Origin of the sequence: Pseudomonas sp. SR18 (assembly GCF_023701505.1) — a bacterium.
In the GTDB taxonomy this organism is placed as follows: Bacteria; Pseudomonadota; Gammaproteobacteria; order Pseudomonadales; family Pseudomonadaceae; genus Aquipseudomonas; species Aquipseudomonas cyclaminis.
On sequence record NZ_JAMQAU010000009.1, the window covers coordinates 114,351 to 131,365 of the forward strand.

A 17,015-nucleotide genomic window follows, 5' to 3' on the forward strand; every position below is an offset into this window, starting at 1 on the left:
CTTGTTATTGGATATGAGCCTGCGACTCCGATACCTCGCGACGGGTCTGTCATGAGGTACGGTTCCCGGTTCACTTCTTGGGTAAACCGGTCTGGCCGGGCCAGATCAGGGAGTGCAGTATAAAAAGCTCAACCCAGTGATTTTCACTCTATAAATGGCAATATTCAGCGGGAGTTCCCGTGTAAATCCGATTGCACAGTTGGAGTATCGCACAGCAATGGTGCGCCATTTCACGCAAATACACGCCTGCGCCTACCACTCCTGCGTCCACAACGGCGCGTCGAAAAACAACTTGCGCGCCATTTTCAGGTTGATCTCGCCGCGATGAATCTCCAGTGTCTGCACCGCCCGCCCGCCTTGCCCGGCCTGAATGCGGGCAAAAGCCTGAGCCTGGACCTGTGCCTGGGTCTGTTTGCCCATGCGATGCTGCGCCGGTGTCTTGAGGTGCGCAGCGGTGAAATGATCGTCCGGTCCGGTCTGGCGCTCATAGTGAAAGTGCCCGTAGCACAAGGCCTGCCGCGTGTGCACATCCATCACCACATAGGTCTGCAACCAATCATTGGCGTTGGCGGCCAGCGCGATCCGCCCGCCTTGGCGCAAAATGCGCGCCTCACGGTGGCTGACCAGCACTTCCAGGCCCGACTGAGTGGGCGCACGCGCCTTGATGGCATTCAGGCGAGCCTGCAAACCCTGCTCCGACAAACGACTGGCCCCAGCTCGCAACTCGTCGGCCACGGTTCTGGCCCGAGCCTGTTGGGTAGCCGCCAGGGGGGCCGGCTCGGTGTGCTGCAGGCGTTGGTGGATGGCGTCGGCACACTGGCGCAACGTGTCGGCGCGCTGCTCCAGAATGTCCTGCAGCGACTGGGGCTCGTTGGCGTTGCGCGCCATTTTCAGCACTTCGGCAATTGCCTGCTCCACTGCCCCCTGCAACGCCTTGCCCTGTTCAATCAAACGGTTGAGGTTGGGCAGCGGGGCAGCACCTTTGGGAGCAGGCTTGGTGACGGGCTCCCACACCCCATCGGCGGCGTGGGTAAACGAAGCGATCACGGTGTCCTGGTTATCCATCACCTCGGCCAGCTCGACCGGCTGTTCGTCCGTCGCCAACGTGAGGCGGGCGACATACATGTCCTGGTTGCGGGTGCGGATGATGCTTTTGCGTACCGCACGAGGGGCGGCAGCAGGGGCCGAGGCAGCGACCGGCTCAGGGTTCGCGGTGGTCAGGGCGGCGGCCAGTTGACGCTCGGTTTGCGCGCGCAGTTGAGTGAACAAGCGTTGCAATTTATCCAGGTAGCCCAGGTGGAATTTGTCCGGCTCCATCGCTCGCCAGAATTCGATGCGGTCATCGGTCAGCGCGTAGACGCGGCTGAAGCTCTCCAACAACTCGATACGCAACTGCGGGCTCTGGGGCGCCAGCTCGTCCAGTTGCGCCAGGGAACTGCTGGCCCAGCGTGCGCGATGAACCGTGTCATCCAGGCTTTGGAAGAAATCATCGGCCAGCCTCGGCCCTTCGGCTTTGAGCGCCACCGCCCACAGGGTCGTCACCTGCAATGACTGCAACTCCAGTACCGTCGGGCCTGTCGGCTGGTCCAACAGCAACGCGCGGGCCTTGTTCTCCCCGTACTTGGGTACGCGCTTCAATTCCTGCAGGAAATCGAGTTCTCGGACGCGCAAGTCGATGGCATTTTCATTGCTGTCCGCCACCTGTCGCATACACTCGCCCAAGGTGCGGTGAGCCTGTTGATTGATATCCGACAGGGCCTCCTCCGCTGTCTCGAACTGCACCTGGTCCAGCAGCGACAAGATCCTGGCATTGATAGCGGCGGTCGTATCACGGGCCAGCGACTGCAACTGCCACAGGTTACGAATCAGCCCCTCAAGCGACGTCGACAATTCACCTTCATAGCCCGGGCGTGGCTTGAGGGCGCGCAAGCCTTTGAGGCTCTGCAACTCCAGCAATGAAGCGTCCAGCTTGTTTCGCAGCTCTTGAGCATATCGGTCGGCGGCCGTGGCGCGCTGCTGTTCGGTCATGCGCGGGTCGGCACTGGATTTCAGCTGACGAGCCACGGTCATTGCACGATTCGCCGCTTCCCGACGCTGAGTGTATTGACGGTACTCCCGTTCCAGTTGCTCGTAGCGCGACGCCGTGTCCGGCACAGCCACCGGCTTGTCAGCCTGCCCTCCCAGCAGGCGCAGGCGCAAATCCACGTCCCAGACGCGAGTGTCCAACAACCTGAGCCATGGCCCCAGCTCGCGACCATCGGCACTGATCACCCGCACACTGTTATCAGTGACCTTGACCCGGTACACATGGCCGCGCACCGGCACCTGCCACTGCGGCGGTTGTGCGGCGGCGTTGAACAACACCCCATCGAGCCGCCCGCCGACCTGCGCCCCCGGCAATCGCTCAGACAAGGGCAGTGCCCTCAGGCTCAGCCGTTCGAGCCGGGCTTGCAGGGGCGGCGTGAGGGTGTCGCGTGCATTGCTCCAGCCACTGGGCGAGCGCAAGGGCACGCCGAGCGGGCCGCGGACCACGGTCGTCGGCGCAACTCTTGGCGGTGTCGGCTCGAAGGCCGGATGTTGCAACGCCAGCGTCGATGGCCATTCGTGGGGCGACGCCCGATGCGCCAGAATCAGCACCAGGTTGGTCAACAGGTCCATGACCCCCTGGGCCTGGGCTGCCGCGTCATCGCTGCTGATGGCGTGCACGTCCTGATAGACACCGTCCATCACCTGAACCATCCACCCCGCCAGCGCCACCGGCCCCCTGACAAAGGGCAAAACGCTGTTGAACAGCAACCACCCAGCTTCTTTCAACGTCATCCAACGCTGCTCGGCGTTGGACACCGACTGGCGCTGCGCCAGGCTGACCAGCGCCTGAACCGTGGCGGCGAACACCTGAGGCAACGGGTCACCGCTCTCCAGGGATTTGCTCAGTTGAGCCGGCGCCGGGCGCTCGGGGGTGCTGAACTCATCGCCGGGCAGAAAGTGCCGCACATGCGGTTCCTGAAAACCGCCATTGGCATACACCGCCCGGCGCGTCGCAGGCAGCCAGGCCAGCACCATGTCCTGCAAGGGTCCCGGTGCCTTGATCGCCTCGAACAAGGCTTGGGCGGATGCAAACTCTCGCAGGCAGGGGCTGAACAACGGTTGGTAGAGCACGTGCGGCCCCAACTCGGAATGCCGGGCGCCAATCACATACATATTCACCACCGTGTCCGGGGTGGACGTGGGCGTGGCGCTGAATGCCAACGGCCATAACGCCGCCTCAGGTTGCTGCGTCACGGCGGCCTGCACCAGGCGATACCCGGCCTCGGTCATGCCGTTCTCGGCGTTGATCTTCATCTGCACCGCCAGCAGCGGCAATTGGGCGCGCACTTGCTGGATAAACAACGCTTCGCGGCGCAACCGTTCGGCGCCATCGTCTATCAATGTGTCCTTGAGCAACTGCGGGTACGACTGGCCAATATCCACTTCGGTCACGCAGCCCTTCAGCAACGTCGCCGTCAGCCAGGCAGGCGCGGGATTGCCCTTGAGGGTGATCGCTGATGGCAAATGAGGGAAACCACCGAGATTCTCCAGGGCCAGGTCCGTAAGGCTCAGGGTCACGTGACGCACGTCACCGCTGGCAAAGCCGCCCGGCGTCATGGCTGCGGTCACAATCCGGTAGGTCAGCTTGATGTCATCCGGCTCGACGCCGTTGGCCCTGCGCTCCTTGAGCAGGCACTGCGTCAGGGCTCGCGCGGCGAAGGTCCGAATCGGCGCGATGCCGTCAAGAAAAGTCCGCCCGCCCGCCGAAGCCTGCGCCACGACCAGAACCTCAAGCGCGCGGGCATAGGCCAGGCTGTCTGCCGTCGACGCATGGATCAGCCACAGCGGCAGTTGGTCCTGCAGCCGTTGCTGAAACGGCGTCAGCACTGATTCGAACCAACGCATAGGGTCCGTCACATAGTCGAGCATCTGCTGGAATTGGCTGGGCGTACGCGGCACGGTGCAGTCGATGGCCAACACATCCGCCCGCTGGCGTTCGGCATAGCTGGCGGCCAGGGCGTCGAACGGATCGCCCCAAGGCTCCTGAACAAACCATTCGAGCGCCTGACCGGCCAGACGCTCGTTCAGGTAGTCGGGGATCAACGCCTCGATGTCCTCCAGGCGCGTAAGCGGCTGAACGCCCGTCGCCAGGCTGAAAAGCAACAACGTACGCAACTCGGCGCCGAACAACCGATGGTCGAGGATCAACAGCGGCAGCATTTGCGGAGTCTGCAGCGTGCCCTTGGGCCGGACGTGTACGGTCCAGACCTGCAACGAAGCGCCGTGAAGGCTCCATTGCCGATCAGGACGAGTGGCACGTAATTCCGTGGCTGGAAAAACCTTGGCGAATTGCTGCGCATCCATGCCCGGTGGTGGCGAGCTGTCATACAGCAACGCCAGGCAATCGTCGGACAGATAGCCCCATCGCGTCATGTTCACCGGCAGCGTCTCACGCCACCAGCCCTGCAGTCGTGCAAGCCAGGCGTCCAACAGGTTCGGCCCGAGTTGGTTGACGAGGTTTTCAATGTCCGCCAATGGCGGGCCACCCTTCACATAGACTTCGCGCTGGTGCAAGAAGACTTGATCGTAACCCTCGACATACCACACTGGCCGTGCGCTGGTGAGGCGCAGCACGACCTCGTCCGCAAGGCGGCTGTAGAGGTGCTGCTCGGCTTGGGTTGGGGTGCCGATGGCGACCCGCTCGGCGAGAAAGTTGCAGCTGCCAAACCGTCGATCCAGCGTGGCCTGTACCTGCTCGATCGCCACCTCCCGCAGTGTTGGGGCGTCAGAAAACAAACTGACGACTTGCTTGATGTGGCCGCGACGTAATGAAGGTGTTTCCGGCATGGGGTGGGCTTCCTTATGACGGCCCCGGAGTTGGGTCCGATAAACCCTGTACGTTAAGGAAGACCGTCGCCCCGACTGTGGTAGCCGGATAGCGCCGCCCACGCCGACAATTTTCTCGGCTGCGCCAATCAGCGTCTAAGCTTCAATCAAGTCCGATCAATCTGCCGGGATGGATCAATCGACTATGGGCGCTTTATGGCAAACCGATTCGACCAAGGCTGCGGCTCCCGCCGACAGCCTGGATGAACAGCCATTGCCACGACGCCCCCGCAAGCCGTTGTATCGGTGGCGAATGGTGTGGCTGCTGCTGGTAATCGCGCTGATCGCTGCGGGTTACGCCGCCCAGCGCGAAATGCGCACGTCGCATTGGCAGGCGCAGCAACTGAGTCACCTGGCCGCGACGCTCGGCTACACGCTGGAGCCCGGCCCCAGCGATGCCATGGTCTATCCCGGTGAAGGCCCCTTCGACAAACGCCTGGGCTACAGCGACCTGGATGAATTCCTGCCGCGCCTGCTCAAGCGCAATTACCTGATTGATCGTCAGGCGCGGTTCTCAGCGCCGTTGATGGCGTACACCGAGCGGGGCCTGTTCGTGCCCTATGCCGAGAAAATCCAGGCGGGCCTGTCGATCAGCGACTGCCGAGCCGAGCCGCTGTACCGCTTCACCTATCCACACCAGTCGTATCAGGACTTCGCCGCGATCCCGCCGGTGGTGGTCAACAGCCTGCTGTTCATCGAAAACCGCGACCTGCTCGACCCGGCGCAACCTGAAGCCAACCCGGCGGTGGACTGGCCGCGTTTCGCCAAGGCAGCCTGGTCACAAGTGGCCAAGCTGCTGCATTTGCCGGGGCAGACGGCGGGCGGCAGCACCCTGGCCACCCAGTTGGAAAAATACCGCCACTCGCCCGACGGCCTGACGTTGTCCGGCGGCGAGAAACTGCGCCAGATGTTTTCCGCCAGCGTGCGCGCGTATCAGGACGGCCCGCAGACCTTGCAGGCACGCCAGAACATCGTGCGCGACTACCTCAACAGCGTGCCGTTGTCCGCCGTGCCCGGCCACGGCGAAGTACATGGCATGGCCGAAGGCCTGCGGGTGTGGTACGGCGCCGACTTCAACCGCACCAACGCGCTGCTCGCCGACAACTCCGCGCAACACCTCGCGCAAAAAGGTGTGGCGCTGCGCGAGGTGTTGTCGTTGATGATCGCCCAGCGTCGGCCTTCCCATTACCTGTCCAAAGGCCACGCCGAACTGGAAACCCTGACCGACAGCCATATCCGCCTGCTGACGCAGAACAACGTCATCGAACCGGCCTTGGCGGACGCCGCCCTGGCCAGCCGGGTGAGTTATCGCGACTGGCAGCAACAGCCGACGATGCAACCGATTGAAACCAACAAAGGCATCAGCGTCGCCCGCAGTCGCCTGGCCGCCCTGCTCAACCGTCCGCTGTACGACCTGGACCGCCTTGACCTGACCGCCACCACGACCTTGCAGGACGATCTGCAAAACCAGGCCACGGCCTACCTCAAGCACCTGGCAGATCCCGCCTTCGCCGGCCAGATCGGCCTGCTCGGCCCGCGCCTGCTGACGCCCGCCAGCACCGCGCAAGTGCGCTACAGCTTCACCCTCTATGAGATGACCGCCGACGGCGCACGGGTACGGGTACAAACTGACAACACCGACCAACCCTTCGACATCAACGAAGGCAGCAAGCTGGAACTGGGCTCCACCGCCAAGCTGCGGGTGCTGACCACCTACCTGCAAATCATCAGCGAGCTGCACGACCGTTATGCCGACCAGACCCCCGCCGCGCTGAAAACCGTCAGCGTCGACGAGCAGGATCGCCTATCGCGCTGGGCCGTGGATTACCTGGCGCAAAACAGCGACCGCAGCCTGCCGAAGATGCTCGATGCGGCGCTCAACCGGCAGTATTCGGCCAGTCCCGGCGAGCGCTTTTTTACCGGCGGCGGCCTGCATCACTTCAATAACTTTCGCAACGAAGACAACGGCCGCAACCCCACCTTGCGTGAGGCCCTGCGTGAGTCGATCAACCTGCCGTTCATTCGCCTGATGCGTGACCTGGTGCGCTACAGCACCTATCAAGGCCCCAACAACAGCGCCGAGCTGCTCAAGGATGACAACGACCCGCGTCGCCAGGAATACCTGGCCCAGTTCGCCGACCGCGAGGGCACTACTTTCCTGCTGCGGTTCTGGAAGCGCTACCGCAATAAAGACACCCAGGCCCGGCTCGACACCTTCCTCGACAGCATGCACCCCACCGCCATGCGCCTGGCGGCGGTGCACCGTTATCTGCTACCGCAGGCCAATCAGGACAGCTTCAACCGTTTCGTGCGCGCGCATCTGCCCACCAAAGCCCCGGAAAAACTCACCGACGAACGCCTGGCCAAGCTCTACAAGGATTACGGCCCCGGCGCCTACGACCTGCCGGACCAAGGCTATATCGCCAAGGTCCATCCATTGGACCTGTGGCTGCTCGGGTACCTGCTCAACCACCCCGACGCCACCTTCACCCAGGCCGTCGCCGCCAGCGAGCACGAGCGTCAGGAGGTGTATGGCTGGCTGTTCAAAAGCCGCCACAAAAGCGCCCGGGACAGCCGCATCCGCACCATGTTGGAGATCGAAGCCTTCCTCGACATTCATCAACGCTGGCAAGCCGTCGGCTATCCCTTCGACCACTTGGTACCGTCCCTGGCCACCGCCATTGGCAGTTCGGGCGACAGGCCCGCAGCCCTGGCGGAATTGGTGGGAATCATCCTCAACGATGGCGTGCGCCAACCGACCGTGCGTATCGACAGCCTGCATTTCGCCGCTGGCACGCCTTATGACACCCGCCTGGTGAACAACCCCGACAAGGGCAAACGGGTGATGCCCAGTGAAGTCGCCAGCGCCTTGCGCTCGGCCTTGTCCCAAGTGGTGGACGACGGCACCGCCAAACGCGTGGCCGGCAGTTTCAAACTGGCGGACGGCACGCCGCTGGTCATGGGCGGCAAGACCGGCACCGGTGACAACCGCATAGAAGCCATCGGTGCCGGCGGGCGCCTGCTCAGTTCCAAATCGATCAACCGCACCGCCACCTTCGTGTTCTACATCGGCGAGCAGCACTTCGGCACGCTGACCGCGTTTGTGCCGGGCAGTTCGGCGCAACAGTTCACCTTCACCTCCGCACTGCCCGTACAGGTCCTCAAGGGCATGGCGCCCTGGCTGACACCTTATCTGCAACCCGGTGGGCACACCTTGTGCCAAGTATCCACGACACAATAAACGTCACAGTAGCCGAGCAAGCCCGCTCACCACAGGGTTCTGTGTCAGCCTTTAAGCGTTGTTTAATTACGGCGCCAGGAAATCGAACACCAGATGCACCGTGCCGTAATAATCCCCGCCCCGGTAGCCGCCTTCGGGCTTGATCGCGGCGATGTCCAATTCGGCACGGCGCCCTACGCGAGCGTCATCGGCATTGACCACTTCAGTGGCGTCCAGGGTCAAGGGCACCCGGTTGAACAGCACTTGCAAGTCGATGCGGTTGCGCCCGTTGAACAGGTAAGGCTCTGCCCCCAAGCGGGCTGCAACGCCGCCGTTGATATTTTTCACGTCGAAGTTCTTGCGCAGGCGACTGAGTTCAGAGGTCACCAGGTTCCAGGCGAGCAATTGGTCCTGGCCCATCCAGTCGGGCTCCGATGGCAGTACATAAGCCTCGTGGACCGGGATCGTCACCGACACATCAAAGGAATGGCGCTCCTGAATCGCTCCGGCATGTGTGCCAACCACCGTCAAGGCGGCCAGCACAGCGAGTCTTGTCAGTTGCTTGAACATCATGATCACCCGTTACGTTTTTCGAACTTCAGCGGTTTTTTGCCCTGCCCTTCAACCAATACAAAGTTGTAGCGCCGGCCCGGTTTTTTCTCGAATTTCAACTGGCGTCCCGGCAGGATGTGGTGCTTGGTAGTCGGCACGCAGTCGGTGGCATTGCTCGCCGAACAGTCATGAAACTCGTCCAGCACCACCACACTGTTACCGGCGTTGCGCAGTCGGTACTCATCCGGGGTTTCATTGATCTGGGTATCGAAGCGGGTGTCCTTGGGGCGCACGAAAAACACCGTGCCGTAGCCGGTCATCACGTTGATCCCGGCAGCCAGGTCATCCTTGTATTCGGCCTGTTCCTCAGAGCTGATCCCGAAGTTGTCGTCTTTTTCCGGCACCACGGGGATAAAGCGCAGGCGGAAATAGCGCTCCTTGTCCCGCGCGCCCATGTACAACAGCCGTGTGCCCTGGCGCCCGTTCACCGGCACGATCAAGCGCGCCGGGCTGGCCATCAGGCCATCGCGGTTGGTGGTCACGCCTTTATCGTCCACCTGCGAACCAACCGGTACTTCTTTAGAGGTGCCGTCCTCGCTGTAGACAATCTCCAGCACATTGACCTTGACGAACGCGGTGCTGGTGCCGCCGTTGAACACACGCTTGAGGTATGAGCTGCGCTCACCCTCCAGGTAGTCGTACACCACCCCGACATTGATCTGCGGCCCGGCATGGGCCGTGAGCGACAACAGGCACAACCCGATCCATAACACTGCACGCTTCATGTTTACTTCACCTCATTGATTGAATGCGGCGGGCCTGGCCCGCCGTTGTTACGGGGCCGACCTAAATTTGTGAATCCCACATCACGGTCGCTACACCTGAGTAGGTACTGCCCGGCTGCTTGAGCATTTCGCCCATGTCGTCACGCAACACTTCAAAGTGCAGGGTGCCGGGCCGGTCGTTGACGTAGAACAGCGGCTGGAACAGTTCGGTACCGCTGCCATCCAGGCGCAGCGGGCGTCTGCGCACCGCCTGGTCGCCCTGGCCGTCGATGCCGCCGGGCAGGGTCACGGCCACCTGCACCGGCACTTCATCGCCGGTGCCGTTGCGCAAGCCACAGGTGTTGCCCATGACAATCGAGCACTCCAGCTGCATCTTGAAACGCGAACTGGCGGCGATCCTGAAGGTTTGATCGCGGTACAACCGTGCCGGTGTGCGGCCGCGATTGAGCCAGGCTTGCCAACCACCTTCGGGGATCAGTTCGATGCGGTTGCCGCCGGGCGGGATGTCGACCCTGAGGGAGTGCTCGACACTCAAGGCAAAGTTGAACGTAATAGCGTTCTGCACGGGAATGACCACATCGCCAAAATCAAAGTCCGCGCGGGGGCCCATCGAATAGGTGAGGCTTCCTCGGTACAGCCCCGAAGACATACCCAATGGGTTAGGGGTCTTGATTTCGTAGGCGTACTCCATCTGTGCAAGGTTTATATAAGAAAGATCCTGCGCAGTTTTTCGGCTGCACGCTCCCGCACCTTCGGGCACCAGCCAAAAATAGGCAGCAGCATTAGTGCTGGCCACCAGGAAGCCGGTACTTACACATGGGCTCGGAGCGTTCGTCCATACTGGCTGCCATGCCTGACCCGGCGGCGCCCAGGCGTTGACTCCTGGAGGACGTGGAACGTCCCATGGCGTACCGATACCGGCCATACGCATCTGGACTGTTTCGGTCTCACCGGTCATGACATGTGTGACCTGTAAGTCCCGCCAGTCGGATGGCACCTTCACCATAAACCCTTGCCGCTCATCCTCATGATTGGCCAAAACCGGCGCAATCGTTCTCGCCCGGAACTCAGGCGCCCTGAGACTGAAAATATTCAATTGCTTGCAGCGGGAGGGCATATGGTTTGCGCAGACCGTGCTCAGAGGCGTGGTGTTTTCGAATTTGTTCTGCATCGGGTTAGCTGGATCCGGCCTGAATACCGCCGTGATTTCCCGGGTGATACCGACCGCTGATGTGCTGAACAACAGCGCTGCGCCGATGACCCCCAATTGCTTGATCACTGTGTTGCTGCGTTTCATCGTGAGTTGTCTCGTCATTGATTGATCGTGGCCGCTCTAGACCTGCGAATCCCAAATCACGGTCACCACACCTGAGTAGGTACTGCCCGGCCGATTGAGCATTTCGCCCATGTCGTCACGCAACACGTCAAAGTGCAGGGTGCCGGGCCGGTCGTTGACGTAGAACAGCGGTTGGAACAGTTCGGTACCGCTGCCATCCAGGCGCAGCGGGCGTCTGCGCACCGCCTGGTCGCCCTGGCCGTCGATGCCGCCGGGCAGGGTCACGGCCACCTGCACCGGCACTTCATCGCCGATGCCGTTGCGCAAGCCACAGGTGTTGCCCATGACAATCGAGCACTCCAACTGCATCTTGAAACGCGAACTGGCGGCAATCTTGAAGGTTTGGTCGCGGTACAACCGGGCCGGTGTGCGGCCACGATTGAGCCAGGCTTGCCAACCGCCTTCGGGGATCAGTTCGATGCGGTTGCCGCCGGGCGGGATGTCGACTTTGAGGGCGTGTTCCACGCTCAGGACAAAGTTGAGGGCTACCGTGTCGATACTCGGGATCAGCGCATCCCCCATATCAAAGTCCATCCCCCGCCCAATGGAGTAAGACAGCGAGCCACGGTACTCACCGGCGCGCATGCTCAACGGGTTGGGGGTACGCAGTTCATACACGTAGTCAATGCCACTCCAACGGAAGTAAGGAATCGTCAGCGACGGCGTTCTTGCACAAGCCCCGCCCCCCTCGGGCATCAACCAGAAAAACTGGGCATAAGAGGCACCCGCCGCCAGGAAATTGGTACTCATGCAGGGGGCAGGTGCCGATTGCCACATCGATTGCCAGCTAGCCCCAGGCCGGGCCCAGGCACTCACCCCGGGTGGATAAGAAAGGTTCCAACTACCACCGATACCGGCAATGCGTATCTGGACGACTTCCGTCTCACCTGTGCTGTGGCGCACCTCCACATCCCGCCAATCTGAAGGTAGGGTGAGCATGAACCCCTGCCGGGGGTTTTCATGATTAGCTTCAATCGCCTGTTTCGTAACGAACGAAAGCCCTGGAAGCCTCAGGCTGAAAATACCCAACGCCTTGCAACGTGCAGGCATGAAGGAGACGCAGACACCCGCTTGGGGCGTTTTATTCTCAAAGCGGTTGACCATCGGGTTAGACGGATCCGGGACAAACGTCGCCCGGATCTCCTGAACCGCAGCCTGCGCCGACAAACTGAACAACAGCGCCGCGCCCATCGCCCCGATCTGTGTGATCACTGTATTGATGCGTTTCATCGTGAGTTGTCTCGTCATGGCACTCAACCGGCGGTCTGCGCGCTGAGTGTGTTTTCAGCCAGGGTGTCCGGCGTGCAACGCAGGTCGCCGATCATCAACACATCGTTTGCATTGGCGGTGGTGGCCGGGTCCAGGCGGAACTGACACAGCAGTTGGTTCTGGTAGCGCACTTCCAGCGTCGGCGCGCTGGCACTCATTTCCATCGAGAAGAACCCGTCCGCTTCGCTCACGCCACGGCTGGCGTGGTTGATCACGTGGTGGCCTCTAAGCGGCTGCCCCTGGGCATCGAGCAGGCGCCCGAGCACGCTGACGGTTTTCATCACGGTGATTTTTCGGTAGTCCACCCCGCCTTTGTTCAGGTGGTACGTGGCGCGCGCCGGCTGGATGTTGGCGGCCGGCGGATGGTTGCCTTCAAAGTCGAAGTTCACGGTGCTGCTCTTGTAGGCCGACACCGGCACAAAGTTGCGCCCAGGCCGTAGGATCGCGCCGCCGCCACTGAAGTCATCGGCGCGCAGGGCAATGCTGTCCAGGTCGGTCTCGACGTCGATGATCATGCCCGCGCCGTTGCTCTGGTATTGGCTGGTCAGCAGCATCTTGTCGGCGCCGGCAACGAAGGTGCTGTTCAGGTTCAGGCCGCCGCTGATATCACCGTTGAACGAGCTGCGCTGGACAAAGCCGTCGCCGCTGACCACATCGGTGTCGAAGCTGGCCATGCCGGACAGCCCCACCCCGTAGGTGTCGGTGATCGCCGTGGCCGAGACGCTTTGCAGTACATGACCGTTGAGGTCCTGGCGGTAGGTGACCGAGGCGTTGTTATCGCGCCCCCCTTCACGGGCGGTACGGCTGCCGATGCTGCCGGATATTTGCCGCCCATCGCTGCCCAGGGCCAGGCTCAGGCTCAGGTCGACGCCGCGATTGCGCTCGTTACCGGTGCCGGCGCTGGCGGGACGGTCGAACACCGAAAGCCGCCAGTTGGCGTCGCTGCCCATCAAGGTATCGCGACGGCTCCAGCCCAGGTCCACACCTGCGCCCTCGGTATTGCCTTCGCTGTGGGACAGGCGCACGTTCCATGAGTTTTTGGTGTCGACATGGTGGTTCACCGAGAGCGCCGAATTGCTGGTTTGCCCCACGAAGGTATTGCGCCGCAGGCGGGTGCCGTCCGGCAGGGTTTCGTAGGTGTCGCGGGTATCGAGCCAACTGCGGTTGTGGCTGAACACCAGGTTGGTGGCGCCGAAGCTATAGAGCCCTTGCAGGTCCATGCCGGTGCCGTGTTCGCGGGTCTGGTAGACATTGGCGTAGAGACTGGTATTGCTGGCTACTGTCCAGTCCGCCGAGCCGCCATATTGCAATTGCTCGCGCACTTCACGGGCCGACAGACCGAGAATTACCCGTGGATGCACCAGGTAGTTGACGGAGGCGCCGGCGGTGATCGCGCCACTGGCCTGTTCGTCCCAGTTGCTGAACAACTTGGTTTCACGCCCGGCGAACACGTTGTAGCGCCAGCGATCATCAGCGTTGCGCCAGTTACTGGGCTTGTACACCAGCTCCTGGGTGGTGCTGACGGTCAGGCCGTCTTCCACCAGACGCACCTCCACTTCATAGATGCCACCGGGCAAGGGGCGCGTGTCCAACGTCTGCAAGCCGGCCGACACCGCCTGAGTGTTGATCAGCAGGCCATTGCGGTAAATCTCCACGGCGGCCTGGCGGTTGGCGGTGACGTAGATCGGGTACACGCTGGGTTTGCCGCTGTTGATGGACAGGCTGTCAGAGCTGCCATACATGACACCCAGCGCCGTGTCGGGGCTGGCGCCAAAGCTGCGCAACTGCCGCGTCAGGCCATCGGAATTGGGGGTGAAATGCCCCAGGCGCAAAAACTGGCCTTCCAGTTCACGCTGGGTATACAGCTCATGGATCGCGTGGCGCAGTTGCTCTTCGTCGCCACTCTGGCGCGCCAGTTGCAGGTTGAACACCTGGGTCCAGTTACCCAGGCTGGCGCTGGCCTGCAAGCCATAACGTCCGCCCAGGTCTTCGTCCTGGCCGCCGTTGAGGTTGAGCTGATTATTGATGATCAGGCCCCGGCTGCCGCCTTCGGGCTGCTGGTAGTAACGCGGCGCATCACCGGTGCGTTCGACGTTTTGGGTGATGATCGACAACTGCGAGCTTTCCAGGCTGTAGTGCATCGACACCAACTGCTGCGGGCACGATTGGGTACACGCACCCAGGGGCAGGCCCTTTTCCAGCAAGCCTTGCCAGGTATCACGGGTAGCGGCGGGCACCTTGCTGTCGCCCGACTCAGTGAACTCAAGCAGCGTCACGCGCTCATCGCGAGACAGGACAATCAGCGCCTCTCCCAGCAATTGCTGATCAAGCTCGACCCGCACAGCCAGTGGCACATCAAAGAAATGGTCGACAAACCCCGCCGGCAAACCCTGGGACTGGGTGAGCAAGTTGGCGGGCGTCACGGCGATGGGTGTCGGCGCAGCCAAGGCACTCGTACAAATCACTAGCGCAAGCGCAACCGCGATGGGCGTCATCGGGAACATGAAAGCAATACTCTGAGAGCCAAGAGACAAAGTGATAAACAGGCCGGACTCCCGGTGGACAGAAGCCCGGCCTGAGCGCCAATGCCCGAGAGCGCAAGGCTCATCGGGCACTTACGCCATCAGGGAGCAGGCGTTGGCAGTACGGCGTCGAACACCAGCGCCACGGCGGAGGTGTAGGCACCGCGCTGGGTCTCCGTAGGCTTGGCGGCCGCGATGCGCAGTTGAGCCCCGACGCCTGGGGTCGAATCAGCCTCGTTCACCACTTCTTTTGGCGTGCCATCCAGCTCCACGCCGTGCAGGGTGGTAGTCAGCAGGATGTTTTGTGCAGGGGTACCGTTGAACAACACCGCCGGGCCACCTTCGATATAAGCGTGGACCGAGCCGTTGGTGTTCTTCAGGTCGTAGATGGCGGTCAACGGTGCCAGCTCACCACTCACCAGGTTGTAGCTCATGGTTTCGTCCCGACCAAAGTTGGGATCACGTGGCTGAGCATGGAACACGGTGGTCGGAATGTTGGCCTTGATGTTGACGGTGTGGTTGGCCTCGCCGGCTGCGAATGCAACCGACGAACTCAGTGCCAGAACGGCCAGGGGGGCAGCAATCACAAACTTCTTGAACATGGTGGATACCTGTTTCTTGGGTATTGGATTAACCACCACAAGTTGAACTTGACGTTAACAAACAAAATCAACCTGCAATGAGAGTCATGACTGCCCGCAAGTGGTCAGCACAACACCCAGGTATGATCCACCGATTTCAATTTCAAATATGCCAGCAACTTCCCATAAACACGTAGCCCTTACACTACGCGGCTTGCGTGAATTTTATGGCAATTTGCCAAAACTTTAAAAGTATCCGTAAGATTTGTACTACACAACTACCCGACACTAAAACAACTTGAATAGCCTGTAAGAACAGTACCACAAAGATAATAAAAAACGGCCAAGCCTTGCATAAAAAACTAGAGCAGCAACTCTAATCAATAGTTATAGCGCAAACGTTAAAAGTTGCACTGCACTTGCCCCATGCACCTAGGCGAATGACCGTTGGTCGCCCAGGCATACCCAAACCATAAGATATATCTTACGTTATGTCTAAACCTGCAAAGAGAGCGCACAGAAATGAGAGACCCTCATCACCACCGAGACCACGGTGACAGCCACGACGGCTTCGAAAAACGCCCCGGCCGTGAACGCGGCGGGCGTGGCCCCCGCGTCTTCGCACCGGGCGACCTGAAACTGCTGCTGCCGGCGCTGATTGCCGACCAGCCTTGCCACGGCTACGACCTGATCCGCCAGATCGAAGCCCTGTTCGACGGCGCCTACAGCCCCAGCCCTGGAGTGATCTACCCCACCCTGACCTTTCTTGAAGAAAGCGAATTGATCACGGGCGACGCCGAGGGCGGAAAAAAACGCTACACAATCACCGACGCCGGTCGTCTCTTCATCAGCGAACAGGCGATTGCGCTTGAGGGTATCCGCATGCGCATGGATGTGAGCAAACGCTCGCTGCGCGGCCATGACCGCCCGCCGCAAATCCATGAGGCGGTGCATAACCTGCGCCACGCTCTGCATTCGCACCACGGGCGCTGGAGCCCGGAAGAAATCCAGCGTGTCGCCGCGTTGCTCAACAGCACCGCCCAAGCCATTGCCGACGGGAAAGCCCAATGAATACGCAAGTCATCCATCGCGTTAGCCACGAAATCAAATTACGCCGCCTCGACGTACTGCGCGTGGTCGACATCACGCCGCGCATGCGCCGCGTCACCGTGGGCGGGCCGGAGCTGGCAGGCTTTATCAGCCTGGGCAGTGACGATCACATCAAGCTGCTGTTTCCGCAGACCGCCGCCGAACGGGATGCCCTGGAAAGCCCGACGTTCAGCCTCAAGGGCGACGGCCCGCAACCACCCATGCGCGACTACACGCCGCGCCGCTATGACCTGGGCATCGGCGAACTGGACATCGACTTCGTGCTGCACGGTGATGGCCCTGCGTCGACCTGGGCCGCACAAGCCGCAGTCGGTCAGCGCCTGTACATCGGCGGGCCGCGCGGCTCGATGATCGTGCCGGATATCTTCGACAGCTACCTGCTGATCGGCGACGAAACCGCGGTGCCGGCCATCGGTCGCCGCCTGGAAGAACTGCCGGCGGGGCGCAAGGTCTTGGCGGTGATCGAGATCGAAAATGCCGCGGAGCAGCAAACGCTGCGCAGTGCTGCCGATGTGGACGTGATATGGGTGGTGCGCGGCCAGGACACCCTGCTGGAAGTGGTGCAGAACCTGACGCTGCCCGGTGGCACGCTGTACAGCTTTGTCGCCACCGAAACCAAGCTGTCGCGCCAGGTACGCCGGGTGCTGCTGGACACCCACAAGGTCAATGAAGAGTTCCTCAAGGCCGTCGGTTACTGGCGCGCCGAAGGCAGTGAAGAAGATTGAA

The 17,015-nt window shown here is 61.5% G+C and carries 10 protein-coding genes; 3 read left to right on the top strand and 7 right to left on the bottom strand.

Features of this window, described 5'->3' with window-relative positions; all coding sequences use genetic code 11:
• Window positions 1-252 precede the first annotated feature (252 nt).
• The gene (locus NDJ82_RS15300; RefSeq protein ID WP_250925784.1) at window positions 253-4,875 is read right to left on the bottom strand and encodes an RNA-dependent RNA polymerase family protein; all 4,623 of its coding nucleotides are present in this window, start codon (window positions 4,873-4,875) and stop codon (window positions 253-255) included.
• A gap of 184 nt (window positions 4,876-5,059) precedes the next feature.
• Here NDJ82_RS15300 and NDJ82_RS15305 point away from each other — a divergent pair, with 184 nt between their 5' ends.
• Window positions 5,060-8,155, top strand: a complete 3,096-nt coding sequence (locus NDJ82_RS15305; RefSeq protein ID WP_250925785.1) for a transglycosylase domain-containing protein — start codon at window positions 5,060-5,062, stop codon at window positions 8,153-8,155.
• A gap of 66 nt (window positions 8,156-8,221) precedes the next feature.
• Here the strand turns inward: NDJ82_RS15305 and NDJ82_RS15310 are convergent, their stop codons facing one another.
• From NDJ82_RS15310 to NDJ82_RS15335, 6 genes are all read right to left on the bottom strand, one after another.
• Window positions 8,222-8,704 carry a CS1 type fimbrial major subunit gene (locus NDJ82_RS15310; protein WP_099583549.1) on the bottom strand — a complete coding sequence of 161 codons (483 nt, stop codon included), beginning with the start codon at window positions 8,702-8,704 and terminating at the stop codon, window positions 8,222-8,224.
• Window positions 8,705-8,709: 5 nt separating this feature from the next.
• Complete coding sequence (locus NDJ82_RS15315; protein ID WP_099583523.1) at window positions 8,710-9,471, bottom strand: pilus assembly protein; 762 nt, start codon at window positions 9,469-9,471, stop codon at window positions 8,710-8,712.
• A gap of 61 nt (window positions 9,472-9,532) precedes the next feature.
• The gene (locus NDJ82_RS15320) at window positions 9,533-10,768 is read right to left on the bottom strand and encodes a hypothetical protein (RefSeq protein WP_250925786.1); all 1,236 of its coding nucleotides are present in this window, start codon (window positions 10,766-10,768) and stop codon (window positions 9,533-9,535) included.
• A gap of 36 nt (window positions 10,769-10,804) precedes the next feature.
• The gene (locus tag NDJ82_RS27520; protein WP_352230441.1) at window positions 10,805-11,557 is read right to left on the bottom strand and encodes a hypothetical protein; all 753 of its coding nucleotides are present in this window, start codon (window positions 11,555-11,557) and stop codon (window positions 10,805-10,807) included.
• Between the two features lie 503 nt (window positions 11,558-12,060).
• On the bottom strand, window positions 12,061-14,580 hold the full coding sequence (locus NDJ82_RS15330) for a CS1-pili formation C-terminal domain-containing protein (protein WP_250925788.1): 2,520 nt from the start codon (window positions 14,578-14,580) through the stop codon (window positions 12,061-12,063).
• Between the two features lie 119 nt (window positions 14,581-14,699).
• Window positions 14,700-15,200 carry a CS1 type fimbrial major subunit gene (locus NDJ82_RS15335; RefSeq protein WP_250925789.1) on the bottom strand — a complete coding sequence of 167 codons (501 nt, stop codon included), beginning with the start codon at window positions 15,198-15,200 and terminating at the stop codon, window positions 14,700-14,702.
• Window positions 15,201-15,701: 501 nt separating this feature from the next.
• On the opposite strand from NDJ82_RS15335, the gene NDJ82_RS15340 reads away from it, so the two are divergent.
• Together NDJ82_RS15340 and NDJ82_RS15345 are read left to right on the top strand one after the other, a co-directional pair.
• Window positions 15,702-16,250, top strand: coding sequence for a PadR family transcriptional regulator (locus NDJ82_RS15340; RefSeq protein WP_112193654.1), 549 nt, complete (start codon window positions 15,702-15,704; stop codon window positions 16,248-16,250).
• A complete protein-coding gene (locus tag NDJ82_RS15345; protein ID WP_250925790.1) occupies window positions 16,247-17,014 on the top strand; it encodes a siderophore-interacting protein in 768 nt (255 codons plus the stop codon). The genes NDJ82_RS15340 and NDJ82_RS15345 overlap by 4 nt, the downstream gene beginning before the upstream one ends.
• Window position 17,015: the final 1 nt, after the last annotated feature.